Raw genomic sequence first — 25907 nt, 5'->3', positions numbered from 1 at the left:
TACTATCTGATATTTAATAAATAACAGGAAAAAACTAACTGCTAATAACTTTAGGGGGGGGAAATATTGAAACAAACATTACTGATAATCGATGCTCAACAGGAATTAATAGAAGGTAATAAAGAAGAACAAGGAGTCTTTGAGAAAGAAAAAATCGTTAATAACATTAATACTGTAATTGAAAAAGCGATAAATGAAAGTGTCTCCGTTGTTTTTATAAGAGATTTAGATGTTTCAAATGGTGAAGGACCTGGATTCCAGATACACAGGGATATTAAAGTACCATCAACTGCTATCATATTTGATAAAGCTGCCACAAATTCGTTTTATGGCACTCCATCACACGAACATTTAAGTAAAAACAATGTAGACCATATTGTAATAATGGGATGTAAGACGGAACATTGTATTGATACAGCCGTTAGAACAGCAACAATCAATCATTTTGATGTAACATTAGTTGGTGATGGACATTCTACTTCTGATTCCAAAAACTTATCTGCAAAACAAATAATCCTTCATCACAATGAAATCCTTCACGGTCACTATAATGTAGACAATTTTTCACTTGTTAGAAATACTAATGAAGATTTGTTTAAACCTGTTCACAATAATTACCGATAATAATCATCTTCAACTAACAGGTACGTTAGCTGAAGATTGGAGCTGTCTTAAGGCAGTTTTTCTTCTTTAACTAACAGATGTTATTGTTTAATGAAAAATCTACTAATCTAGTATAATAGTTCTTCTTTTGTCTATACTGTCTATTAATATGGTATAGATTGGAGAGAAACAGGTATGATCTTAACTGATGTATGGGATTTATATAAGGCAGATAAACAAATCCAATTTATCGAGAATAACGGGATAGTATATCCATTAGTTCTTGCTTGGCTGTTTCTACACTTTCTTTTTGGAAATGTTTGTATTGCACTCGGATCTTGGATTCATCCATTCCTGCTGCACTTTCCAAAAAACCAGAAAGTCCTCTTGCTTTTCTATCCACTTCGATGAATAAATCTACGGATTGAGCGTCCGCGACGAATCCGATTTCAACCTCATCAAGGCTTCTTTGGAATGGACCGCCCTTTGGCTTGTATTCGAATTCCTGAAAGACACCCGTTTTGCTACGTTTGAAGGGTACATTTTTCACTTTGTTCAAGTAAAACCCTAATGATTCGATTGCTTTTAGGAAGCTACTGACTGTTTCATTTCCAAATACGTTTATATAATCGTTATCTTTAGGGTCCAATGCGAACGTCACATCCATTTCCGTCTTCATCCACACAGACACGTCCCCTATAGTAATTGGCGTTTCGTACGGAAGTTGCAAGGAAAACGGAATCACCTTTTCTTCGCCTTTTTCAATGACGAATGCATCCGAAACCTTTATTTTGTAAATGGTAACATCATCTAAATACGTACGGTCATCCTGTTCCCTCAAAACCTGTGTCATCACATGGATGTACAGCCCATTGATTTCTTGTTGGGTGTTTCCTCCAAGGACAAACACGTTCCCTTTTACCGTTTCTCCTTGTTTGTATGAAACTTTCTCTAATTTTGTATCCACTTTCGCTGCACCGATTCCGATGCTTGCTTTCATTTTATCAAAAAATGACATGTACATAATTCCCCCTTTGTCAGTCTATGGTTAGCATAGCATAATGGATTCATCATATGCGCTTTTTTCGTATCGCTTATGTTTACGTCAACTAACGGGTGCTTTACTTCAATAAGGGGGTTGCTACAGCAGCCTTTTTCTTATGGAACTAACGGGGCAGTTTAGTTTAATAAGAGAAAAGCCTATTTCATGTCGCTTTTGATCATCTTAATACCAGATAGTTCTACAGATAGATAAATATGATAAATGTGGCTTTGAAACAAAGTTTGATAATTTATAATAAAGATTGATCATTTGAAATAAAGTTCGATAATTTATAATTGTGGATTTAAAACAAAGTCGCGATGTTTGTAAAAAAGATGCGATGTTTAAAATAAAGTCACGACGTTTATAAAAAAGTTACGAAGCTTTGCCCCTTTGGATGTAATTTGTCTAAAGGACTTTTTATGGGAAAAATAACATAATGATATTCCAGAAAAGGGCCAGATTGTAGAGCAATTCCTTTATAAAAATGGTACAGATGTTCTTGTAAGGGTATAATAGTCTTATACTAAATCAAAGGGGTCTTGCTTTATGAGCCAAAGAGTTTCTTATTATGAAATTGCACCTGATGGTATGAAAATTATGATGGATATGGAAAAATACACGAAAACGACAGCAATCGAACGAAAACTTCGTGAGCTTATTAAAATTCGTGTTTCTCAAATTAACGGCTGTGCATATTGTTTGAATATGCATACAGCAGATGCTCGAAAAATGGGTGAAACAGAACAAAGAATATACTGTGTTAGTGCTTGGCAAGAGTGTGAATTCTATACAGAAGCAGAAAAAATAGCTTTAGAGTTGGCAGAGCATGTGACATTAATCCCGACAAAACGTGTTCCAGATGAGCTTTATCAACGAGTACGTGAACACTATGATGAGAAACAGTATGTTGACCTTGTTCTAATAATTAATCAAATTAACATTTGGAATAGAATTTCTATTGCAATGGGCAATAGAGCCACTGAAAAATAATTCCCTAAATCGCATTTTTAATATTCAGCAATAGGGCGCTATTGTTTAAGATCAAAGGTAGAAAATGATCAAACTTTTTTATAAAATCAAAACTTAAATATGCTAGAGAAGAATCCATTTTGATCAATCCTTTTTTTTAAATGGATTCTTCTTATTTACCATAAAATACGGGTTTGTGAGGTGTTTTTGATCAAACTTTATTTCAAGGCAACAATAATAAAGATTGATACAATAACGTTGACAAGCTGGATTGCGACAATTCAACAAACGGGCCATTTAATTGAATAAAGCATTGAGATCTATAGGGGTGATAAGGTGAATATTAGATCAAACAAGAATACAGAAGTCAATAAATTAGTAGAAATATGGTATGAAGGTTCTTTAATAGCACACGACTTTATTGATAAGAATTATTGGAAATCACAGCAAACGGAGATGGAAGAAAAGTATATCCCAATGTCTGAAACCTATGTTGTAAGTAATGAAAAAGATGTTGTCGGCTTCGTATCGATGATGGATAATTATTTGGCTGCATTATTTATTGATGTTAAGCATCAAGGTGGGGGATATGGAAAGGGATTGTTAGATTTTATAAAAAGACAAAGGGAAAATATACAATTAAAAGTGTACAAGAGAAATAAAAAAGCCGTTGATTTCTATTTGAAAAATGGCTTTGTAATAAAAGAAGAAACATTAGATGAACAGACTTCCGAGGAAGAATTTTTAATGGAATGGGAAAAGGGTTAAGTGTCGTTAGACGAGTTAGATTATTACATGAAAATACAAACGAACGATCTTCATCAATCGGGCGCGATTGCGGAAGATCACAGCCATAAAATGATCAAACTTTTTTATAAAAAATGTATACTAACTCACAAGAGAAGAATCCGTTTTGATCAATCTTTTTTCAAAACGGATTATTTTAATTTAACCTAAAATGTGGGTTTGCGAGGTGTTATTGATCAAACTTTATTTTAAACCAACAATAAAGTTAAAAAGGATGTAAAAGAGACAGAATTTTGGACAAGGAGATATAAAGTGAAGAAATTAAAAAAACGAGTTTTTCTAGGGTTAGGTGTGCTGATGGCCGCGTTTATACTTTTTATAGTCTATGATTACTTAGACAATCAGAAAAAGGAAGACCAGAGCCGAGCATTCATGGAAGAAAGCAATAAGGTAATTAATGAATATGATATTATAGCGATCGAAGTCAATCCAGATAACAAAACGATTAAAGTCCATGTGCCGATAGAGGAAGAACAACGGAATGAACTGGCCTATTCTTTGGCTCAAATCGCCCAAAAGCATGGCATGGAGGATTATGAAGTCATAGTTAGAGCTATAAGAGATGGGTACCCAGTTGCAAATTGAAAGTCTTGTGAAGGATTGTACTAAAACTAACGGGTGCGTTAGCTGAAGATCGGAGCTGTCTTTAAGGTAGAATTTTTCTTATGCAACTAACGGGGCAGGTTAGTTGAAGAAGACCCGTTTTCTTTATGGTATAGTTTATTAAATTCAGTTTGTAGTTTATGGGGGAAATTTAGTGTCAAATAAGTTGAAATATGTAATGGAGTTGTTTTTTGAAAAAAGAGAAAGTACTAAACCATTTATACTGATTAGATATTTAATGATAATAGCAATGGGCTTAATTTTAATATTATGTATAATTAATGATTTTAATTTCATAAAATATATATATCTTTTATTAGGAATTGGTTCAATAACTGGACAGAAATAGATCTACTTTAAGTACTCATTGGTGTTAGCTTGATGGGCATGGGGTATCGCCAGAAAAATGCGGATTATAACTTTTAGGAAATTCAATTATCAAAACCTACTTTCACACCTGCAATACCTAGAAATTAGGCTTAAGTCACTTCGAATAAACACAACTTACTAGATAGTTGTTTCTTAGATCCTATCCTATATACGCCTGCTTTAAAGTTTTAATGTCAATTTTCTTCATTTGGAGCAGCGCTTTCATAATTCTTTCCGATATTTCAGGATTGGAGTCGTTGACCATCTCGGATAGATTCGCAGGGACAATTTGCCATGACACACCAAATCGATCTTTCAGCCAACCGCACACTTGTGCCTTTTTGTCTCCGCCTTCGGAAAGTTTTTCCCAATAATAATCCACCTCTTCTTGATCATCGCAATTGATGATAAATGATATTGCCTCGGTGAATTTGTATTGCGGACCGCCATTTAATGCTACGAATGTTTGGCCTTCCAGTTCAAATTCCACGGTCATCACTGATCCTTCTGGCATCCCGTGGATTTGATTTCCTTCATTTCCATAGCGGGTGATTCTTCCGATGTTAGAATTTTCGAAGATGGAAGTGTATAACTTCGCCGCCTCTTCAGCTTGTCTATCAAACCACAAGTTTGTTGTGATTTTTTGAATTTTATTTTTCATGATTTTTTCTCCTTTATTGTTTTCATGTTTAGCCATTTTCGATACATATTATAAGGGAAATGCGAATTTATTCGTTAAGATTAAATATCTTGAAGGTACCCCATTACTATACACCATTTATCATGACCCAAAAAAATCATGTAAGGGTTAGGGTGAAGTCAAAAGCCGTTTTGTGTATTCATTTTTCACTATCATTTAACTATTTGCTTTAATTTTAATGACCTATATATAGAGCTCCATCTCTAAGGATTGACGAAAAATTATTTCCCTATGCTAGTTACAATATCTTTGCCTCCTGGTGATGGAAATACAAAAGGATATAGAAACTTTTCACCAGTGAAAAGTCCTATATCCAAATTTCATTTCTCAGCCCTCGAAGTTAAATTGCCATTTGATTCCGAATTTATCGGTTAATTGACCGTAAATTTTACTCCAGAATGTTTCTTGGAGCTCTAGACCAACCGTGCCGCCATCACTTAGTTTGTTAAAGATCGATTTAATTTCATCCAAATCATTACCGACATATGCCAGGCTGATATTGTTTCCTTCAACAAAAGGCATACCAGGAAAAGTATCTGAAAACATGATATTGCTTCCATTAATATTTAGCCTTGTATGCATGACTAAATCTTTCGCTTCTTCTGGAAGAGTAAATTCCGGATTAGGCGGTGTTTCCCCAAAGGTCATGATATTTGGTTGTTCCGTTCCAAAAACCTCTGCGTAGAACTCTACAGCTTCTCGACAATTTCCATTAAAATTAAGATATGCATCAACTGACATTTATCTCACTCCTATTTTTTTATTTCTTTTTCGTTGCTACAAGTTTAATGACATAATGTTTCATTATTACCTGACGAAAAATTCCGGTGGTTCAATACCGAGCGTTCTTAGATAGATATAACCCTGTCCCCTATGATGGATCTCATTTTCCAAGGCATATTGAAGTCTATCAAAGTGGCTTTGTGAGGGACCGAAAAAGGGATCCTTTTCCACCACTCCAAGTGTTTCCTCGGTCATTTCCTCCCACAGTTTCCTAGTATCATCCCTTACTGCTTCGCATGCTGATAATAGTGCCTCTTTTGTAGTAATTTCAGCAAACGAATCTGGATACTCCCATACACCAAGTGCAATTCCACGAATATATCCAGTCTCAATGTTCATGATTTCTTTAACCATCTCTGCGAAAGGGCGAAGCTTCCCGGCCGGTGTATAGTGAAATAATTCCTTTTCAGGAAAGGCTTCCACCACCCGCATCGTCAATCTCCTGTTGCCTTCCAATATATTTAACAAACCCTCTTTCGATAGAACCACCATTCCACTCTCCTTTAGAAATACTCTGTATAGAAGTTCTGGGGAAAATCGAAAAGTCCTGCAAATTTCTGTATATAAAGATTGCATAGCCTTTCTTAACTACCGGGGGAGACTTATAATTAACTCTTAGATAATTAATAAAGGGGAAATGACATATGTTCGGTTCCTTAAATAGAACAAAATTAATAAAAAATGATTTAAAAGGCATTGCGAAATTAATGTATCAGGATGTGTCAGAAGATACTTGGGATCAAGAGAACCTAACAAAGAGAAATTTAGATTTCACTATTGAAAGTATTCGCTATATAGATGCTTATACGGAAAGATTAAGTACTACTCAAATGGGTAGTGAATTTTTAAAGTTTCATTTTGATAATTTTGTGAAAAGGATAGGTGCCTATATCGGTGAAGTTATAAGAAGGCATATAAATCAAGATTATAAATGGTATGAATATGATTCTGTACATCATTTTTCTTCTACACTTGATGGGGTGCATAGGGGCATTAAATCAGAGACGGTTCTTTATTCCAAAAAGAGAGATAGAGTTATAGTACCATTAACTGTGGTAGCGCAATTTCTGGAAGGGAATTCGACACATACAGATTTCTTGGAATATGTAGAAGAAATAATAAAGCGAAATTCGTAAGAGATATCTGCTTTTTTTAAGCAATTGTCCAGATTAAAAAAATGTTTATTTATTTGACTTCCCAAAAGACGGGAAATTGAATTATGGTAAATATTGATTAAATCTTGCATTTATAATACGATTTAATCAGTTATATATTTCCAACCAACATATGCTTATACGTAATTGATATCTTTAATAACGGAACCAGCAGAAAGGGAGAGAAGCAAATGATTAATAAAGTCGGTCAAATTATGTTATATGTAAATAACCAAGACGAGTCATTGAAATTTTGGACGGAAAAATTCGGTTTTAGCGTAATTTCTGAAGAAGATAACGGCCAAGGACTAAGATGGATTGAAATAGCCCCAACAAAGGAAGCGCAAACGAGCATCATCCTGCATAATAAGGAATTCATTGCTAAAATGCAGCCTGAATTAAATCTTAATACACCTTCGTTAATGTTTTACTCGGATAATCTTGATGAATTATATAAAGACTTTTCGGAGAAGAATATCAAAGTAGGAGAACTTGTAAATATGCCATCTGGAAGAGTCTTCAATTTTGCTGATAATGAAGATAATTACTTTGCGGTCATGGAAAAGAAGTAACTCTTTTGGCTAAAGATTAAAAAAACATCAAAACGACTAGAAAAACTATTTTTAGTCGTTTTGATGTTTTTTGATTAAACTACGGCACTTATGAAACTATTTAGTCAGGAGGCCTTGGCCCAGCAGGAATTCCAGAGTTTTCTTCCGTCTTGATCGGCCGAATGGTTATGTCTCCATTCACGTAAATTTGACAAGATAAACGCAAATGATCTTCCATTCCTTTTTCCTCAAAGCTCATTTTTTCTTTATGTGTGTCCTCCAAAAAATCACCTGCCAATATTTCAACTCTGCAAGTTGTGCATTTAGCCTTCCCTCCGCATCGGTGGAGAATATTTATACCGTTGTCTTCCAATGCTAATACTAACTTTTTTCCCATTTCAACTTCAAACGTTCCTTGATCAAATACTGTTACATTAGGCATCTAATACCACCTCTTATTATAGGATATCTTTCAACAGGTCATTAACATATCTATTCTATTACCTTGTCCATATGACAAAAAAAAATGTGAAGTCATAGTAAAGATGAATAATTAATTATCGTGAAGACAAACTTTAAGTACATTCATAATTATAAATTTAACAAGGCATAAATAGAGCTAGGGAAAATAAGAATGGTCTTTTAGAGGCCCATTGAGATTTATTGAAAAAAAGAAAGTGAAATAATAAAAGGAGGGAGGTGCATGCCTGTGAATAATGGCAATTGTGATTTTTCACCAATGAAACAAATGTTAAAAGAGGATTTACGTCAAGTAATATTGGCATTACAGGATAACTTAGACGCAATGGGTGACGAAAGTTATTGTCTTCTTGGAAATTTCGAGAAAATAAAGGATAAATTTATATACATCGATATGAAAGCAGCAACGTTTTATTTGAACTGTTATTTGTCACCGTTTACAGACAAATATCCCGAATTATCAATTTGCGTACAAAATCTGTCGAATTTGAGACATGGCGGGTTGATTGTGATTCAACGGGGAGATCCTCTTGATTCATTGATTCAACCCGGTATTTCAATAGGAGCGGAGTTAACCCATTCTTTATTGGAATCAATTTTTTTTCCTGGAAATCCGCTCCATGATGGTGCCGTTTTGGTTAGTCAAAATCAGATTGTTTCCGCAGCAAATGTCCTCCCGCTTTCAGACAGATCAACAGGGGGAAAAAAACTTGGAACACGCCACCGCTCTGCATTAGGTTTATCTGAACGAAGTGATGCCCTTGTATTGGTAGTATCCGAGGAAACAGGAAGAGTTTCATTTGCGTTAAATGGGAATCTGTACCCGATTAATGCACATGGGCCGATATAGAATTTTTAAGAGTTAAGTCCTAGGGTGATTATAATGTTCTAGGTAATTCACACCTGTAATATTCATTTGTGTAAAAACGCAAACGCTAGCCTCCATTTTTAGCACTTTTGTAATTCAAATGCATATTTTTCTCAGTATTACAGGTAACCCGGTGAATTTTTACCGGGTTTTTGGTTGCTTTTTATATAAAAAAAGGCATATGATAACTAAGGAGATTAAATCAGAAAAGATATAAAACGAAAGAGGATTTTTAAATGATAACTATTAAAAGTGAACGAGAAATACATTTGATGCATGAAGCTGGCAAACTTCTTGCTGCGACGCATAGAGAAATCGCTAAAATGATAAAACCGGGCATCACGACTTGGGAAATCGAAGAGTTTGTCGATAAATACTTGGCAGAGCACGGTGCTACACCTGAACAAAAGGGTTATAACGGCTACAAATATGCAACGTGCGCATCTGTTAATGATGTAATTTGCCACGGCTTCCCGCAAAAGAAAGCCCTGAAAGAGGGAGACATCGTAACGATTGATATGGTGGTGAACCTAAACGGCGGTTTGGCGGATTCAGCTTGGACATATGCAGTTGGTGAAGTTTCAGATGAAGCTCAGCGTTTAATGGATGTAACTAAGAATGCTCTATATAGAGGCATCGAAGTTGCACGTGCAGGCAATCGTCTCGGGGACATTGGGCATGCAATCCAGTCATATGCAGAAGGTGAAAAGTTTTCTGTTGTCCGCGATTTTACAGGACACGGTATCGGAAAAACCATGCACGAAGACCCAACCGTTTTACATTATGGTAAACCAGGTAAAGGTGCCCGTCTTAAAGAAGGTATGGTCATCACGATTGAGCCTATGTTGAATGCAGGAACATGGCATATGAAAATGGACCAAGACGGATGGACGGCGAGAACGGCAGATGGAAAGATTTCTGCCCAATATGAACATACTCTCGTTATTACAAAAGAAAATCCAATCATTTTAACGGAACAATAAACAAAAAGAAGAAACGGCCTAATCGCGGACCGTTTCTTCTTTTTTTATTTTAAACTATTTTACAATAAACCTCGACAGAATATTCTGAATCTCCTCATCCCAAAATAGATTAAATACGAAAAATCAGTACTAAGTACTTAGGTAATAAAAACTTTACTATTATGTGGCAGAACAGGATAATAAGGGATAAGGAAGAAATATTTAATTGATGAGTTTTATAAAAAGGATATAAAGGGGGGTTGACAGTGAAGAAAGGGGAAAAACTGTCTACAACGGTTGAATCGGTTGGGGTGAGCCAGCGGGAATTTTTAACGATTTTCTTACTGCATTCTTTGAAATTAAAAGCGAATTATCCAAGGGCGATCCATCAGGACCTAAAAAATACGTTTACTGGAAAAGTGCATAGCTATGACTATTTATGTAAAATATCCAATATGCTTGTCGAATCCAACCATTTATCATTATATACGAATAAAGGAAGAAATTATTATCAGATAACTGAAAAAGGAAAAGAGCTTTACATATGGTACCAAGAGAATTTCCTGGAACGGTTTTCCGAAGTGAAGAAGGTCATTGATCGGTTCATGTTCGATTTAAGGGGATCTGGTGAAAACCCCCCGGTTCTTAATGAACTTCCTGAAGAATACAGGTCGTATTTCTCGAAAATAATATCTGTGAAGGACCTTGTCCGTTATGTTACTTTAAAAACCGCTTTCACTAAGAAGCCTATTTACATGGGTGAAATTGGCGACCTGCTAAAAAATCAGTTCGGTTGGATCGCGTCTAACGGCTATTTATACGATTTATCTCATGAAATGGAAGAGAACGGGCTTCTTGTCGGCAGGTGGGAAAGTGAAAAGCGAACAAAACGATATTTACGAATCACCGATGAAGGCCAGCATCATTATAAACAGATTGCGGATTCGGCCGCTTTTCAAGTACAGGAAATTCAAAAATACATGGCGAGTGTCGTTATGTTCTTAAAAGAAAAAACTTAAATAAATTATTAGAAATGGAGCCCCTTAAGTTTGTAAGGAGATTCGAGTTACATGCTTAAATTGAATCGTTAAAGGGTAAATGTTACTTAAAACACTTCTTAACAAGGGGGAATGCGTGATGGTGGAAAGACACGATGAAATGGGAAGCATATTCAGTTTCATTAAAGGCCAGGTAGATAAGCTGCCCATTTCACAATCGAAAAAGAACAAAATGCTCGACCAGCTATTGAAGCTCAAAACGATGACGGTTGATGCAAGGGAACCACGAATTGCTCTTGTCGGAAGGCGTGGGTCTGGAAAATCATCACTGATCAACGCGATGTTTGGTCAGGAAAAGCAATATGTCAGTTCCGTTAAATCTGGAACGGGTAAGGGAAAATGGCTTTGGTACCCAAGTGATGCTGAGCCCAAAATTCGTTTACTGGATTCCCGCGGGTTGGGTGAGAGTGAAACTCCTACGGAAGAATTTGAAGAAGAAACACCAATGGATGAATTGATAAAAGCGGTAACCGAAGAACAGCCTGATGTGTTTCTTTTCTTGATTAAAGCTAAAGAAACGGATTCACGGGTTGAAGAGGATTTGCAAGAGTTGAACAAGCTGCGCAAGATCGTTAAAGAGAATCACCATTATGATGTACCCGTCATCTGTGTGGTCACCCAGGTGGATGAGTTAGATCCTCCACATTATAAACAAGCACCTTTTGATGCCAATCCAAAGAAAAAGCAAAATATTGATGAAGCGATCGCTTTGATGGCTAAGCGATTTAACGAAAGTGAAATCCCACTATTGAACATCATTCCGATTTGTTCGTATATTGATTTCGATGAAAGCGGAAATATTGAATATGATATGCGTTGGAACATCGATTTGCTTTCTGATTACTTGATCGAGGCCTTACCCAGTGAAGCGAAGCTGAAGACGGCCAAAGCCATGCAAAGCCAAATCGTTAAGAAGAAATTCGCGAGGACGATCGTGGGAACATTTACGGCAATTGCCGGTTTAATCGGTGCAGAGCCAATACCTTTTGCCGATTTTCCCATTTTGACCGGCATTCAAGGGTTGATGATTGTAGTGATTGGTTTTATCGCGGATAAGGACATCAATACAAAAACGGCAGGTGAATTCATAACAGCATTAGGCATCAATGTTGGAATCGGTCTCCTTGTCAGGGAGGGTGTCAGGGCTGCAGTTCGTTTCATACCAGGGGCTGGTCTAGCCGTTTCCGGTGCGGTAGCGGGTGCTGTCACGTATGGAATCGGGCAAGCCGCGATAGCTTACTTTATCGAAAACAAAGATATTGATCAGGCGAAGAAAGCTTATAAGAATGCTAACAAAGAATATAAAAATGAAGACATTGACTCTTAAATGGCAGATTCAAACCATAAACTACACTAAGATGATAAGATAAAGTGGTGTTCGCAGTTGCTGTTTCTGCTGCTGGATGGTTCATGAATTTGTTTACTATAGGAGGAATGATCTTCATGTCGTTTTTTCAGTCACAGGAGCAAAAAGAATATATACAAAAATTAGAGGAAGCGATTCAGTCCTTTTCCGCTCGATCTGAAGTTCTTGATGATACAAAGGGTTTTCCTTTTGAAAACATTCAGGAGTTAAAGGAATTCGGATATCCTAAATTGACCTTAGCCAAAGAAGATGGGGGAAATGGCGGTTCCTTATATGATTTTCTCCTATGCCAAGAAAAAATAGCTCAGTATTGTGGTCCAACAGCTTTAGGAATAGGCTGGCATGTCGGAACGGTCCTATCCTTAACCGAGAAAAGACCCTGGGAAAAAGGGGCCATGAATGAATTGTTTTCTGAAGTGTCGAAAGGCGCCCTCATCAACACGGCAGCATCTGAGGCTGGAACAGGAAGCCCGACGCGTGGCGGCCGTCCGGAAACGATCGCTATCAAAAAGGGTGAACAATGGAATTTGAATGGAAGAAAGACTTTTACTACACTCTCACCCGTCCTTGATATTTTTCTTGTAACGGCATGGGTACCCGAGGATGAGTGTTTAGGCACATTTTTAGTCCATCGTGATGTAATCGGTGTAAGTATAGAAGAAACTTGGGATATGATTTCCATGCAGGGAACAGGAAGTCATGATTTGGTGTTAAATGACGTCAGCCTGCCTAAAAAGCATTTACTCATGAAAAGTAAACCTGGTGGAAACAGGAAACCTGAAGCATGGCTCTTACATATACCGGCTTGCTATTTGGGAATTGCAGTGGCTGCCAGAAATTATGCAGTTGAATTTGCGAAAACCTATTCTCCCAATAGCTTACCAGGACCAATCAGGGACCTTCCGAATGTTCAACGGACAATTGGGGAGATGGAATTGGAATTGAGCGAGGCACACCATTTTCTCTACTCTGTCGCAGAAAAATGGGAGCAGCACCCTGAAGATCATGATGAACTATCGAAACAATTGGGTGCTGTTAAGTTATCGGTCGTCAATAAATCGATTTCGATTGTCGATAAAGCGATGAGAGTCGTCGGAGCCAAAAGTTTACAACGGACAAATCCCCTGCAACGCTATTATAGGGATGTACGCGCAGGACTTCATAATCCTCCGATGGATGATGCGACAATCACCATGCTAGCAAAATCAGCTCTTTATTAAGTGAGTATTCGGAAATTATTGATGGCACTGAATGACATCGTCGTTTCAGTGCTTTTTCCTGTTCACTCTCTACCCCCTATTCTTCCGTTTTCATTGTTGGTAGCTCTATGCTTCAGCTGCCTCATTTTAATTCCAACAATATAATTTTACTAGCTAATCATTCTCTATCTTGTTATGATTTATATACCTGTCTAAATCTTCGAAAAATATCGAAAGTTCGGTGTGAAAATGAATCTTATGACAAAAGATTTACTGATTAACTTTTTAATTATCCTTTTTCCGATTTTTTTATTGCAAATGAGCTATCTAGTAAAGTACGTATACCGTTTAGATGCATTAAAAGGATCGTTCTTATCCATTTTCCCTATTCTCTCACTTGTTCTATGCATGCTATTCCCCGTTGTCACAGAAAAGGATTTTGTTTGGGATCTTCGATGGATTCCATTTCTATTAGGCGGTTTATATGGAGGGTACCGGTTAGGAATCATATTAATTGTCATCACTCTACTTATTCGCTATTTAACAGGGGGCGAAAATGGGTTTTATATATCATGCATCACTTTTCCGTTAATTGGTGTTTCCCTGTTTTTTATATCGAAATACTATCTAAAAATGTCAGTCAGTAAAAAAATCTTCATCGGTATTTCATTAATCTTTATTGTTCACAGTCTCACACAGTTTATTTCAACAGAAGTATTTGAACTTACTATAGGCATAAGTATATGGAAACAATACTTCACTATCCAAGTCATAGGAATAGTTGTTGTAATATTACTATGGGAGGTCATTCTCACTAATTTTCAGGTTCTCGAAAAATTAGTGAAAGCGGAAAAATTGCAAATCGTTAGTCATTTGGCTGCAAGCATCTCTCATGAAGTCAGAAATCCCCTTACAGTTACTAGGGGATATATTCAAATGTTAAGCGAAGACGTTTCTCCCAATACAAAGGTTAAGTATGCAAATATTGCGTTGAAGGAATTAGATCGGGCTACGGATGTCATAAATGATTATTTGACGTTTGCTGCCATAAGCCCTGAAAATAAAGAACGATTAAGGGTATCCGAGGAAATTCAGCATGTCGTGAACAGTATTAATCCTTTGGCAAACGATAATGGAATCGAATTGAAATTATCCCTATTCGAAGATGAAGCTTATTATATCATGGGGGAAAGGAAGAAATTCCAACAGTGCTTGTTCAATATCTTAAAGAATGGCATAGAATCGATGCAAGATGATGGCGAAATATACATACATTTAATTCATGCTGCCCCCACCATCCAAATTAAGATTCAAGATCAAGGAATTGGAATGACACAGGAACAAATATACCGTTTAGGTGAACCTTACTTTACAACAAAAAATAAAGGTACGGGATTAGGCATGATGGTTTCATATAGCGTAATAAAAAGCATGGATGGATCGATACATGTGTCAAGTGTACAAGGGAAAGGTACATGCTTCTCTATTAACCTGCCCCTTCATAGATACGAGCCAATTTGAATTTAGTGTAAATTGACGGTTTTATTCTCATACATTACAATTTAAGTAAACTACCAATTATTATGAAATGATTTAATGATGAATTCGATACCTAAGGGAGATGATTAAATGAAATCGCTTACAGATGGACAAGTCATTTGGGAACCTACAAACGAACAAATCGAGCAAACGGTATTGACTCAATATATGAAATGGTTAAACGAAAAGAAAGGTTTATCATTTCAAGATTATCATGAATTATGGAAATGGTCGGTTGATGAACTGGAGGATTTTTGGGCTTCGGTTTGGGATTATTGTGATGTAAAAGCTGACAGGAAATATGACCGGGTTTTAGCGGAGCATTCAATGCCAGGGGCGAAATGGTTCGAAGGGGCAAGGCTTAATTATGCTGAAAATGCATTATTGAATGATCAAAAAGAGAAAACGGCGATCTTTTTTCGTTCCGAAAATATCAGGCAGCAAGAGGTAAGCTGGAAAGAGCTGAAAGAAAAAGTAGCTTCTGTTGCCCATTCGTTAAGGGGACTTGGTGTGAAATCCGGTGATCGTGTTGTAGCTTATATGCCAAATATCCCTGAAGCGGTCATAGCTTTCTTGGCGACAGTAAGTATAGGTGCCATCTGGTCCAGCTGTTCACCTGACTTTGGGGCAAGAAGCGTCATTGATCGTTTCAAACAGATTGAACCGGTTGTATTACTTGCGGTTGATGGGTACCAGTACAATGGAAAAGTATATGATAAAACATCCGTTGTTTCACAGCTTAAACAGGAATTGGTTACTGTCAAGCATACTGTAATGGTTCCTTACATAGAAAAGAAGGTTTTGGAAGAGAATCTGGCAGATACGATTCCATGGGATGATCTAGTAAAAGAAAAAGCCGAATTATCTTTTGAAAGTGTTCCGTTTGATCATCCGCTTTGGATTCTCTATTCATCAGGTACAACAGGAATGCCAAAACCGATTGTACAAGGACATGGCGGAATATTATTGGAGCATTTTAAATCAACAAGAATGCATCAAGGCATGACTTCCGAGGATACGGTATTCTGGTTTACGACGACAGGGTGGATGATGTGGAATCTCCTAATGGGTGGTTTGCTTAATGAAGGGACGATCGTTCTTTATGACGGCAGTCCTTCTTTCCCGGATATGGATGCCCTTTGGCAATTGGCTGAAGATACAGGCATGACTTTCTTTGGAACAAGTGCACCATTCCTTACGAATTCCATGAAGTTAGGAATCAAGCCAATGGAAAAATATGATTTATCGAAATTGAAGGCCCTTTTTTCCACTGGAGCACCTTTGTCGGGTGACGGGTACAAATGGGTGTATGAGAATGTCAAGAAGGATATCTGGCTTAGTTCATCCAGTGGCGGAACCGATGTTTGTGCCGGATTTGTAGGTGGCGTTCCTACATTACCTGTAAGAATCGGGGAGATACAAGGAAGGGCATTAGGTGTTCGTGCAGAGGCCTTTGATGAACAAGGCCGAACATTGATTAATGAAGTCGGTGAATTGGTCATTACCAAACCCATGCCGTCCATGCCGCTTTATTTCTGGAATGATCAAGACGGGACAAGATACTACGAGAGTTATTTCGATACGTATCCCGGGATTTGGAAACATGGTGATTGGATAAAAATCGACGACAAGGGCAGTTGTATCATTTATGGTCGTTCCGACTCGACCATCAACCGTTCTGGTGTACGGATGGGAACCAGCGATATCTACCGGGTCGTCGAAGCGATCGACGAGGTTATGGAAAGCCTTGTCATTGATAGGGAAGTGCTTGGCCGCGGTTCTTCCTTGCTCCTGTTCGTTGTCCTTAAGCACGGTAATAGCCTGGATGCGGCATTGACAGCAAAAATCAAGGAACAAATCAGAGGACATGTGTCCCCTCGCTTTATTCCTGACCAAATCCATGTCGTTGAACAAATACCTAAAACTTTGAACGGAAAGAAAATGGAAGTCCCGATACGTAAAGTATTGTTAGGTTTCGAGTTTGATAAAGTCGTGAATCCAGACTCCATGGGAAATCCTGAATCGCTTCAGTTCTTTAAAGAATTAGCCATTGAGTTGAATGAGAAAAAAATATTCTAGCAAACAGGCGGAGCAAAAAAGCTCCGTCTTTTATTCTTCTTAAAAGAATTCTTCCGGCAAAACCAAGATATTGCACGTTCAAACATTTTTTAATTAATAACCCTGATTTTTCTACGATAAGGAAAGGAACGGGAAAATATAAAGAGGGATCACTTCCTCATTTACCTCCAATGGGTACATAACAAGATGAATTACTTCATCCAGGTTCTTAAGCATCTCCTCAGTATAATGACAAACTTACCTTATGATGGAAAGTTTTGTTGACAAATTTAAAACTGATGAATAGAATAAAATAAAAATGACAGTAAGCACTGACAGTTTGAAGGGTAGAGGTGAGAGTATGAGTAACAGTCATAATCAAAGTAACGATGATAAGCTACTTTTTGCTGCGATCGATCTAATAGCAGAGAAAGGCTACAATGGTGTTACTACTCTGGAAATCGCTGGTGCGGCAGGTTTGAGTGAAAAGACACTGTTTCGTCGCTTCGGAAGTAAGCAAAATCTTTTAGAAACGGCATTTGACCGATATCACTATGCCGAAGAAATGACAAAACTTTTTAATGAAAGGCAAATCGTTTGGGATTTACATTCAGACTTACTACTGATAAGTCGAACATATCATGAAATCATGAATCGTAACCGGAAAATGATTATGATAAGTATCAAGGAAGAAGGCAATTTACCCGGATTTCGAGAAAGAACACAAAAGCATCCTCGGCAGTTACTGGAAATTTTGACAAACTATTTTAACACGATGTATGAAAAAGGAAAACTTATTCACACAGACCCAGAGCTGCAAGCGTGGTCGTTCATGATGATGAATTTTGGTGCCTTTATGAACAACCTGGATGCCGATGAGAACTATCCGACCGTGTCCCTTGAGGCATTTATAATGGAAAGTGTGCAAACATTCACTAGGGCATTAACTCCCTAGTTTTTCCTAAATAATCATGACAGTTAGTACTGACACCCAATAATGAAAAAGAAAGAGCAGATTTATAACGCATTGAGAAAAATAAATTTAAATTACAGGAGATTATGTATATGAATTCAAGTAAATTAATAGTATGGATTAATGTATTTACAGCTAAACCTGGCAAACTAGATGAATTAGTTGCGATACAGTCTGAAGAACTTCTCAATTTTAAGAGGGGATCTCAAGGTGTTCCTGGTTGGATTAATAGTCGTTGGCATCGTTCTGTTGATAAAAATAAGGCTATTATGATAACTACCTTTGAAAGTGTTGATCATCATAAAAATTGGTTAGAAAAAAGTGAATTTACTGAACACCTTAACAAGATAAATCATCTCATTGAAGATGCAGAAGGTGGGTACTACACATTAGTGGAAGTCATTGAAAACATATAAATCAATTAAAATTATAACTTCTTTATTTTAAACAAACATTAACGAGGAGGAAAAACCATTGGGGAAATTAAACATTGGAATTATCTTAGGAAGCACACGTCAAGGACGCGTAAGTCCACAAGTAGGAAATTGGGTAAAAGAAATAGCAGATAAACGCGGAGATGCAAATTATGAAATCGTAGATATTGCAGACTTTAAATTGCCTTTTTTGGGTGAAGGCACTGGTAAAGAACCAGGGTTAACAGCTTGGGCAGAAAAACTTTCCAGCTTAGATGGATTTGTTTTTATCGTACAGGAATACAATCACAGTATTACAGGAGCATTAAAAAATGCGCTTGATTCCGCACGCGATGAATGGAACAACAAGGCGGCGGGCATCGTGAGCTATGGTTCAACAGGCGGAGCTCGTGCAGCTGAACATTTGCGTGGCATCTTAGGTGAATTACTTGTTGCGGACGTTCGAGTAAATCCAACATTTTCACTATTTACAGACTTTGAAAACTACAAGACATTTAAACCAGCTGATTTACACCTTGGTAATGTCAATGCAATGTTAGATCAAACGATTGCATGGAGCGGTGCCTTAAAAAAATTAAGATAAGCTTGATAGTTTACTAACCGCTCTTAAAGTAGCTTCCATTGCTATGCCACTATACTCTTACATGGATTATGCACAGTTAAAAAGCAAAACGGCCTTCCAAAATTTAGCCTAGTTTAAAAGATTTAGTATAGCATGAAATATTTAATATGTTTATTGGAAAATGTTTACAAACCATTGGTTAGTTCTCGAAGGCCTATTGTAGAGTTAACGCGAACTGTGCGATTATACGGGCACATAAAGCGCCCGAATAATTTCTACTTTTATTTAGAAGGAGCAAAAAGTAATGTTTCTTGTTTCTTTAATTTTCTTTCGTGTCATTTTCTTTTACTTTGCGAATATAAAGTCCTTTACGAGTCTTTTTAAAGAAATGTACGGAGTTACACCTCATGTTTACCGTGAAAACCATTCGTAAGAACAAATTGATTCGTTTCAAAGCTATCATATCGAAGATGCCGAAACATTGATAAATTCACCAGAAATTTTAGCTATATTGGAAACCGTACTAACCAAACATGATCACTCGTAGAAACGATTACAGCAGATGTTGAAACAGATGAAGTGATTGCAACAAGTTCACCTTACTTTAAATCAGATGTTGCTCTGAATGGACATTCTCTTTTTATCAGAATTGAATATCAAGAAATTACCGCGAATGAGGAAAATTATTTTTCAAAAGCTTTATGGTTTTATGAAGCATTGTTTACAAGTATACGGAGCATTTATTTAAGTACATGGCACTTTCTCTTTTATAAGCCTTATTACACCGCTGTTGAACCAAAGGAATTAGAACGAGTATATTTATTTAAATTGTATGATTTACTAAAAAAACTTGTTTAAGACATTCTTTATTCCTATTTAACGATTAATGCAATTCATTTTTTTATATTAGAAAAGCGATTATATGAAACAGTCATTGTTGCGATGAGCTCCAATGGCTTTTTCTATTTTATAGCAATACTTCTTTCGAATGGTTTATTTACTTGCTAAGTTGAGTATTCACCTCCCTTTTTTGATGTTAATATTTGTTAGTGAAATATCTTACTATCTATAATAGGAATATACGCAAATAATAAGGTATATATATTTGATCATACTATATGAATATGTTTTAAAAGAAGAGGATAACCAACTTAGAGTTCCGGTTTGACACAGGTAAAATGTAATGGGAGATGGTTTCGTTAACACGTCAAGCGTTGTGAAAATGAATACGTGATGATAAATATAAACCTTATTGATCCAAATTATGTTATTCTATTTCTGTTTACAACAGTCCGTCTGAAAAACTGTAAAGGGGGTATAAGGTTAAAATGGTTAAGGAAAAGAAAATCAAGCTAAAGAAGCCAAAGAAGTGGTGGGGATGGGTTCTAGCAATTGTCATCATTGCTAATATAGCAGGTGGTGGGGACAAAGAGGAAGTTGCTAAAGAAGAGAAGGCTTCTGAAAATACTGCTGAACTTAGGGAGGAAGCTCCTAGACAATCTCTACTGCTGCAAGGATTTTCGCGAGTCTCGAATTTTCTCTTTTTCCATACATCAATTATGTTAAAACTATAGTTATTATGTCCTCTCCTGGCTTTAAATTTTGTTTCGGAAAAATGCCGAAATTTTTGCTTATACATAAGCTTGTTTGGGATTCTTTGCGACATAGAAAAGCTGCTAATAAGCTTGATTTTTCATAGCTAATAACTTCTAAAATATACTGTTCATAAAGTTCAAATTAGTCCATGCTTAAATTTCAGAAAATAGAGTTTTTTCAGATAATCATTGAAATATCCATTAAAACCCGATAATATACAACTATTAAAACAACTTTATATCAGCGGATGATGATTGTGGGAGAGTCTAAACAATGTTTAGCACCGAAGGAGCAAATCCTAAAAGCAGGGACTAATCTCTCAGGTAAAAGGACTACAATTGGACGCGTCTCTGAAGAGAGCCATAGGCCACCGAAGGAGTTAAACTCTCAGGTAAAAGGACAGAGGAAAGTAGGAAAATACCTATCTTTCCTCTGTCCTTTTTTGTACTTGGAAAGATAAAAAGAGAGGAAGTGTGCATTGAGATCTGAAGATAAATGATCTATCCTTTGATTTGTACAATTAATGCTATATTTTCAAAAAAGGTAGGTAGCTTTATTTCAAAAAACTATATCTAGTACCCACCTAGGAAAGCGCTTACAATGATAGGTCAGTCTCCCAGTACGCTAATAATTCAAACTCATTGAAGGGCTGACCCTTTATAAGGAAAAAATTCCAAGTAGCCTATAAAAGTAGAAAGTGGGAGATCGTATGCAGGAACAAAAGTTGGATAGAGGGTTAAAAAACAGGCACGTACAACTCATAGCTATTGGTGGGGCAATCGGAACGGGATTATTTCTTGGAGCAGGAAAATCTATTAATTTAGCTGGGCCATCAATTCTATTTGCTTACATGATTACAGGCATCATTTGCTTTTTAATCATGCGCGCACTTGGAGAACTACTCTTATCTAATTTGAACTATCATTCCTTTGTTGACTTTGTAAGAGACTATTTAGGTAATATGGCAGCATTTGTAACCGGCTGGACCTACTGGTTTTGCTGGATCTCAATCGCAATGGCCGACTTAACGGCAGTTGGTCTTTATACTCAGTATTGGTTTCCCTCCGTACCTCAGTGGATGCCAGGATTGATTGCCCTAGTCATTCTGCTATTTATGAATCTTGCAACCGTTAAACTTTTTGGCGAAATGGAATTCTGGTTCGCATTAATAAAGGTCATCGCTATTCTAGCATTAATTGTTATCGGTATTTTCATGATTATTAAAGGCTTTTCCACTGATTCAGGCGCAGCAAGTTTCACGAATCTATGGAGTCACGAAGGTATGTTCCCAAATGGAATAAATGGTTTTGTCCTCTCATTCCAGATGGTAGTGTTTGCGTTTGTGGGCATTGAACTTGTAGGACTTACAGCAGGTGAAACAGAAAATCCAGAAAAAGTTATCCCCAAAGCCATAAATAATATTCCTATTCGGATTATAATTTTCTATATTGGCGCACTTATTGTCATTATGAGTGTTTATCCGTGGAACGCAATCATCCCAACGGAAAGCCCATTCGTCCAAGTATTTGTGGCTGTAGGTATTGCTGGAGCTGCTGGTATCGTTAATTTTGTCGTCCTAACATCGGCTGCTTCGGCATGTAACAGCGCAATCTTCAGTACAAGCCGGATGGTATACTCACTTGCCAAAGATAAAAATGCACCTGTACCGTTTGCAAAACTTAATGACCGTAAAGTACCTTCCAATGCATTGTTCTTTTCAACTGTCGTCATTTTAATTTCCGTTGTTTTGAACTATTTAATGCCTGAAGGAGTATTTACCTTGATTACAAGTATTTCTACAGTATGTTTCATCTTTATTTGGGGAATTACAGTCATCAGTCATTTGAAATACCGTAAAACAAGACCTGATCTAGTGAAAAAGAACAAATTTAAATTACCATTTTATCCAATTTCCAATTACTTGATCCTTGCTTTCCTAGCGTTCGTCCTTGTTGTTCTTGCACTTGCGAGCGACACTCGTGTTGCCTTATTCGTTACTCCTGTTTGGTTCATTATGCTGATTACGATTTATAAGATTCGCCAAACGAAGGTGGAACAGGCGAATCAGAGAGAGGTAGCGGGGAATTAAGGGGCAAGAAACCCTTTGATTCAATTTGCGGTGTTTGTCCAGATAGTTGCCGCTCCATATTTTCCTAACCCGGTGAGTAAAAAATCTGCCCATTATAAAAAGCCAAAGATATCTGGATAATCATATTATAATTCGAAAAAATTATTTTAGAATAGTGGTGTTAGCGCTTTCAAAAAAGCCTTGACATAATTATTCTCAACAACTATTCTAAATGTACCAAATTGAATAAGCGGATGACAGTTGTGGGAGAGTGCAAAGCGACAAGCCACCGAAGGAGCAAGTTCCAAAAAGACCCTTGGAACAAATCTCTCAGGTAGATGGAACCACAAATGGACGCACCTCTGGAGAGCGCGTATTAACATATACGCCACCAAAGGGGAAAGGCTCTATTAAAAAATGGGGCTAAACTCTCAGGTAAAAGGACAGAGAAGGGTAGAGAACGCTACGACCCTTTTCTGTCCTTTTTTGCGTGCAAAAAAGGTTGTAAAACATACTGTTTTTAACAGTTTTCTTAGAAAAGCAGGCCTGTAGCGGGAAAGAAATATAGTGTCTAGTACCATATTGGAATTAATAATTAAGTGAAAATTCAGAATTAAGAAAAATGTCTGGGAGGAAAATAAAATGAGTTTACAACAAAATGATTTAACTATTTTTGAAGCGATTGAGAAAGAAGAACAACGTCAACATCAAACACTGGAATTGATTGCATCAGAAAATTTTGTTAGCCCAGATGTATTAGAGGCAATGGGTAGCGTGATGACAAATAAATATGCAGAAGGTTATCCAGGAAAGCGCTATTATGGTGGATGTGAATTTGTCGATGTGGCAGAACAAACGGCTATTGAACGGCTAACGAAGCTTTTTGGTGCCAAATATGCAAATGTTCAGCCTCACTCAGGTGCACAAGCCAATTTCGCAGTTTTTTTCGCACTGCTTCAGCCTGGTGATAAGGTGATGGGAATGAACCTTTCACATGGTGGCCACTTAACTCATGGAAGTCCAGTCAGCGTTTCAGGTAAATGGTTTGAAGTTGTGTCTTATGGAGTTAGAGAAGATACTCAGTTAATTGATTATGATGAGTTGGAAGCTATCGCAAAGAAAGAAAAACCTAAATTGATTATTGCAGGAACAAGTGCCTATCCAAGATCGATTAATTTTGCACGATTTAGAGAAATTGCCGATCAAGTTGGTGCAAAACTTATGGTGGATATGGCTCATATAGCCGGGCTGGTAGCTACTGGTCTTCACCCATCCCCAATCCCTTATGCGGATGTTGTGACAAGTACAACTCATAAAACATTAAGAGGACCACGGGGGGGCATCATTTTAACGAATGATGAAGTAATTATCAAAGCAATTAATAAATCCGTATTCCCAGGAATTCAAGGCGGTCCACTTATGCATATCATTGCAGCAAAAGCAGTTGCATTCAACGAAGCTTTACAACCAAGCTTTAAGGATTATGCGAAACAAGTCATTGAAAATGCTAGAACACTCGGCGAAACATTAAAAAATGAAGGTGCAGCACTTGTTTCTGGTGGAACAGATAATCATCTTGTCCTTTTAGATTTGCGTCCGTGGAATTTAACAGGAAAAGAAGCAGAGAAATTATTGGAAGACGCAGGCATTACCGTTAATAAAAATACGATTCCCTATGATCCAGAAAAGCCATTTGTTACGAGCGGTATCCGAATGGGGACAGCAGCTTTAACAACTCGAGGCATGAAGAAAGAAGAGATGGTGAAAATTGGTGAAGTGATTGCAACTGTTCTAAAGAGTAAAGGGAATAAAGTCGTTCTTCAGAAAGCAAAAGAAACGACCAAAGGGATTTGTGATGGTTATCCGTTATTTCAACAGCCAATTACTGTGTAAAGAAAGGGACAGCTTAATGGAATTATGCCTTTGCTGAAAACTTGAGCAACGGCCATGGCAGCGAGATATGTCTCCTGGCAATAAAGAAACCGGTAACAGTTGAACTATTTTGCAGAAAATCATAATTGGGGGTAAACGATGGGTATTGAAACAGCATTAAAGCAAACACCGCTTTTTGAAGTATATAAAAAATACGGAGCAAAAGTTATAAATTTTGGTGGCTGGGCTCTGCCGGTTCAATTTACCAGCATTTTAGAAGAGCATGAAGCTGTTCGAACTGAAGCAGGACTTTTTGATGTTTCTCATATGGGAGAAGTACTTGTGGAAGGGAAAGATGCCGAGAGTTATATTAACTACCTTGTTACAAACGATGTAACAAAGCTTAGCATAAATCAAGCACAGTATACCGCAATGTGTTATCCAGACGGTGGAACGGTGGATGATTTATTAGTTTATAAATTAGGGAATGAAAAATATTTACTCGTCATTAATGCCGCAAACATTGAGAAAGATTACGAATGGATGAAGCAGCATGTAAAAGGAGAGATGGCGCTCCAAAATATTTCGGAAGACATCGCTCAGCTTGCCATCCAAGGACCAAAGGCAGAAAGCATTTTGCAAAAGTTAACGGAAATAGATTTATCAGAAATTGGTTCTTTTAAATTCGCCCAACATGTCAACATCTCTGGGATTACCGACGTACTTGTATCCCGTACAGGTTACACAGGAGAAAATGGTTATGAACTTTATTTATCTGCTGACAAAGCGGTAGTACTTTGGGAAAAGATCCTAGAGGCAGGAGCCACGAGTGGATTAAAACCATGCGGACTAGGTGCACGGGACACGCTTCGTCTTGAAGCACGTCTTGCACTCTATGGCCAAGAACTTAGTAAAGATATCAGCCCGCTTGAAGCAGGAATCGGCTTTGTCGTAAAGACGAATAAAGAAGGTGACTTTATCGGAAAATCTGCTCTTACAGAACAAAAAGAAGATGGATTAAAACGAAAAATAGTAGGGATTGAAGTAACAGGCCGTGGGATTCCGCGTCATGGTTACAAGGTAATTTCTAAAGATGGAGAGGAAATAGGTACTGTTACATCAGGAACACAATCACCATCTTTGAAGAAAAGCTTAGGTCTTGCCTTGGTATCAGCCGATCAAGCTGAAGTGGGTACGCCGATAAAAGTGGAAATCCGAAATAAACAGATTGAAGCCGTTATTGTTAATGTACCATTCTACAAAAGATAAGCGGAAATATTTTAATAGA

At 37.2% G+C, this 25907-nt stretch carries 25 protein-coding genes and 3 riboswitches; of the genes, 20 read left to right on the top strand and 5 right to left on the bottom strand.

The genetic code is table 11. The features are described from left to right. Positions 1 to 66 precede the first annotated feature (66 nt). Positions 67 to 624 (top strand): isochorismatase family protein, encoded by a 558-nt coding sequence (locus tag QUF94_RS14150; RefSeq protein WP_289316424.1) that lies wholly within the window; start codon positions 67 to 69, stop codon positions 622 to 624. Positions 625 to 850: 226 nt separating this feature from the next. Here QUF94_RS14150 and QUF94_RS14145 read toward each other — a convergent pair whose 3' ends face one another. Then, positions 851 to 1621 carry a sporulation protein gene (locus tag QUF94_RS14145; protein WP_289316423.1) on the bottom strand — a complete coding sequence of 257 codons (771 nt, stop codon included), beginning with the start codon at positions 1619 to 1621 and terminating at the stop codon, positions 851 to 853. 573 nt (positions 1622 to 2194) lie between these two features. On the opposite strand from QUF94_RS14145, the gene QUF94_RS14140 reads away from it, so the two are divergent. The 3 genes from QUF94_RS14140 to QUF94_RS14130 all read left to right on the top strand — a co-directional run bounded on the left by QUF94_RS14140 (position 2195) and on the right by QUF94_RS14130 (position 4009). Next, positions 2195 to 2638 (top strand): carboxymuconolactone decarboxylase family protein, encoded by a 444-nt coding sequence (locus tag QUF94_RS14140; RefSeq protein WP_289316422.1) that lies wholly within the window; start codon positions 2195 to 2197, stop codon positions 2636 to 2638. A gap of 315 nt (positions 2639 to 2953) precedes the next feature. Beyond that, complete coding sequence (locus QUF94_RS14135) at positions 2954 to 3385, top strand: N-acetyltransferase (protein WP_230162716.1); 432 nt, start codon at positions 2954 to 2956, stop codon at positions 3383 to 3385. A gap of 291 nt (positions 3386 to 3676) precedes the next feature. Further along, a complete protein-coding gene (locus QUF94_RS14130) occupies positions 3677 to 4009 on the top strand; it encodes a YolC/YozM family protein (protein WP_289316421.1) in 333 nt (110 codons plus the stop codon). A gap of 547 nt (positions 4010 to 4556) precedes the next feature. Here QUF94_RS14130 and QUF94_RS14125 read toward each other — a convergent pair. From QUF94_RS14125 to QUF94_RS14115, 3 genes are all read right to left on the bottom strand, one after another. Next, on the bottom strand, positions 4557 to 5057 hold the full coding sequence (locus QUF94_RS14125) for a VOC family protein (RefSeq protein WP_289316420.1): 501 nt from the start codon (positions 5055 to 5057) through the stop codon (positions 4557 to 4559). Positions 5058 to 5423: 366 nt separating this feature from the next. Beyond that, the gene (locus tag QUF94_RS14120) at positions 5424 to 5837 is read right to left on the bottom strand and encodes a VOC family protein (protein ID WP_289316419.1); all 414 of its coding nucleotides are present in this window, start codon (positions 5835 to 5837) and stop codon (positions 5424 to 5426) included. Positions 5838 to 5903: 66 nt separating this feature from the next. Next, complete coding sequence (locus tag QUF94_RS14115; RefSeq protein WP_289316418.1) at positions 5904 to 6371, bottom strand: DinB family protein; 468 nt, start codon at positions 6369 to 6371, stop codon at positions 5904 to 5906. Positions 6372 to 6523: 152 nt separating this feature from the next. Between QUF94_RS14115 and QUF94_RS14110 the strand changes: the two genes are divergently transcribed. Continuing rightward, a complete protein-coding gene (locus QUF94_RS14110; RefSeq protein WP_289316417.1) occupies positions 6524 to 7015 on the top strand; it encodes a hypothetical protein in 492 nt (163 codons plus the stop codon). 209 nt (positions 7016 to 7224) lie between these two features. Further along, positions 7225 to 7605 (top strand): VOC family protein, encoded by a 381-nt coding sequence (locus tag QUF94_RS14105; protein WP_063233829.1) that lies wholly within the window; start codon positions 7225 to 7227, stop codon positions 7603 to 7605. Positions 7606 to 7705: 100 nt separating this feature from the next. Here QUF94_RS14105 and QUF94_RS14100 read toward each other — a convergent pair whose 3' ends face one another. Further along, on the bottom strand, positions 7706 to 8026 hold the full coding sequence (locus QUF94_RS14100) for a 2Fe-2S iron-sulfur cluster-binding protein (protein ID WP_289316416.1): 321 nt from the start codon (positions 8024 to 8026) through the stop codon (positions 7706 to 7708). Positions 8027 to 8287: 261 nt separating this feature from the next. On the opposite strand from QUF94_RS14100, the gene cdaS reads away from it, so the two are divergent. The 14 genes from cdaS (at position 8288) to gcvT (ending at position 25888) form a co-directional block, all read left to right on the top strand. Further along, the gene (gene cdaS, locus QUF94_RS14095) at positions 8288 to 8914 is read left to right on the top strand and encodes a sporulation-specific diadenylate cyclase CdaS (protein ID WP_483313655.1); all 627 of its coding nucleotides are present in this window, start codon (positions 8288 to 8290) and stop codon (positions 8912 to 8914) included. 254 nt (positions 8915 to 9168) lie between these two features. After that, complete coding sequence (gene map, locus QUF94_RS14090) at positions 9169 to 9915, top strand: type I methionyl aminopeptidase (RefSeq protein WP_289316415.1); 747 nt, start codon at positions 9169 to 9171, stop codon at positions 9913 to 9915. Positions 9916 to 10160: 245 nt separating this feature from the next. Then, entirely contained in the window at positions 10161 to 10913 is a 753-nt protein-coding gene (locus QUF94_RS14085; RefSeq protein ID WP_289316414.1) for a PadR family transcriptional regulator, read from the top strand. A 118-nt stretch (positions 10914 to 11031) separates the two neighbouring features. Continuing rightward, positions 11032 to 12279 (top strand): GTPase, encoded by a 1248-nt coding sequence (locus tag QUF94_RS14080; RefSeq protein ID WP_289316413.1) that lies wholly within the window; start codon positions 11032 to 11034, stop codon positions 12277 to 12279. A 116-nt stretch (positions 12280 to 12395) separates the two neighbouring features. After that, a complete protein-coding gene (locus tag QUF94_RS14075) occupies positions 12396 to 13538 on the top strand; it encodes an acyl-CoA dehydrogenase family protein (RefSeq protein ID WP_289316412.1) in 1143 nt (380 codons plus the stop codon). A gap of 297 nt (positions 13539 to 13835) precedes the next feature. Continuing rightward, positions 13836 to 15038 (top strand): sensor histidine kinase, encoded by a 1203-nt coding sequence (locus QUF94_RS14070; RefSeq protein ID WP_289316411.1) that lies wholly within the window; start codon positions 13836 to 13838, stop codon positions 15036 to 15038. 108 nt (positions 15039 to 15146) lie between these two features. Further along, positions 15147 to 17135: an acetoacetate--CoA ligase gene (locus QUF94_RS14065; protein ID WP_289316410.1), complete on the top strand. Its 1989-nt coding sequence runs from the start codon at positions 15147 to 15149 to the stop codon at positions 17133 to 17135. A 340-nt stretch (positions 17136 to 17475) separates the two neighbouring features. After that, entirely contained in the window at positions 17476 to 18069 is a 594-nt protein-coding gene (locus QUF94_RS14060) for a TetR/AcrR family transcriptional regulator (RefSeq protein ID WP_289316409.1), read from the top strand. A 110-nt stretch (positions 18070 to 18179) separates the two neighbouring features. Further along, a complete protein-coding gene (locus QUF94_RS14055; protein ID WP_289316408.1) occupies positions 18180 to 18503 on the top strand; it encodes a putative quinol monooxygenase in 324 nt (107 codons plus the stop codon). Between the two features lie 58 nt (positions 18504 to 18561). After that, positions 18562 to 19104, top strand: a complete 543-nt coding sequence (locus tag QUF94_RS14050) for an NADPH-dependent FMN reductase (protein WP_289316407.1) — start codon at positions 18562 to 18564, stop codon at positions 19102 to 19104. A 1307-nt stretch (positions 19105 to 20411) separates the two neighbouring features. Beyond that, positions 20412 to 20657, top strand: coding sequence for a hypothetical protein (locus tag QUF94_RS14045; protein WP_289316406.1), 246 nt, complete (start codon positions 20412 to 20414; stop codon positions 20655 to 20657). 269 nt (positions 20658 to 20926) lie between these two features. After that, positions 20927 to 21024, top strand: a riboswitch (glycine riboswitch). A gap of 3 nt (positions 21025 to 21027) precedes the next feature. Beyond that, positions 21028 to 21084, top strand: a riboswitch (glycine riboswitch). A gap of 304 nt (positions 21085 to 21388) precedes the next feature. Beyond that, positions 21389 to 22768: an amino acid permease gene (locus tag QUF94_RS14040; protein WP_289316405.1), complete on the top strand. Its 1380-nt coding sequence runs from the start codon at positions 21389 to 21391 to the stop codon at positions 22766 to 22768. A gap of 331 nt (positions 22769 to 23099) precedes the next feature. Next, a riboswitch (glycine riboswitch) is annotated at positions 23100 to 23204 on the top strand. Between the two features lie 185 nt (positions 23205 to 23389). Next, positions 23390 to 24640, top strand: a complete 1251-nt coding sequence (gene glyA / locus QUF94_RS14035; RefSeq protein ID WP_289316404.1) for a serine hydroxymethyltransferase — start codon at positions 23390 to 23392, stop codon at positions 24638 to 24640. 138 nt (positions 24641 to 24778) lie between these two features. Continuing rightward, positions 24779 to 25888 carry a glycine cleavage system aminomethyltransferase GcvT gene (gene gcvT, locus QUF94_RS14030; RefSeq protein WP_289316403.1) on the top strand — a complete coding sequence of 370 codons (1110 nt, stop codon included), beginning with the start codon at positions 24779 to 24781 and terminating at the stop codon, positions 25886 to 25888. Positions 25889 to 25907: the final 19 nt, after the last annotated feature.

It is taken from the genome of Peribacillus sp. NJ4 (assembly GCF_030348345.1).
Taxonomy (GTDB): Bacteria; Bacillota; Bacilli; order Bacillales; family DSM-1321; genus Peribacillus.
This window is presented reverse-complemented; position numbering and strand designations above follow the sequence as displayed.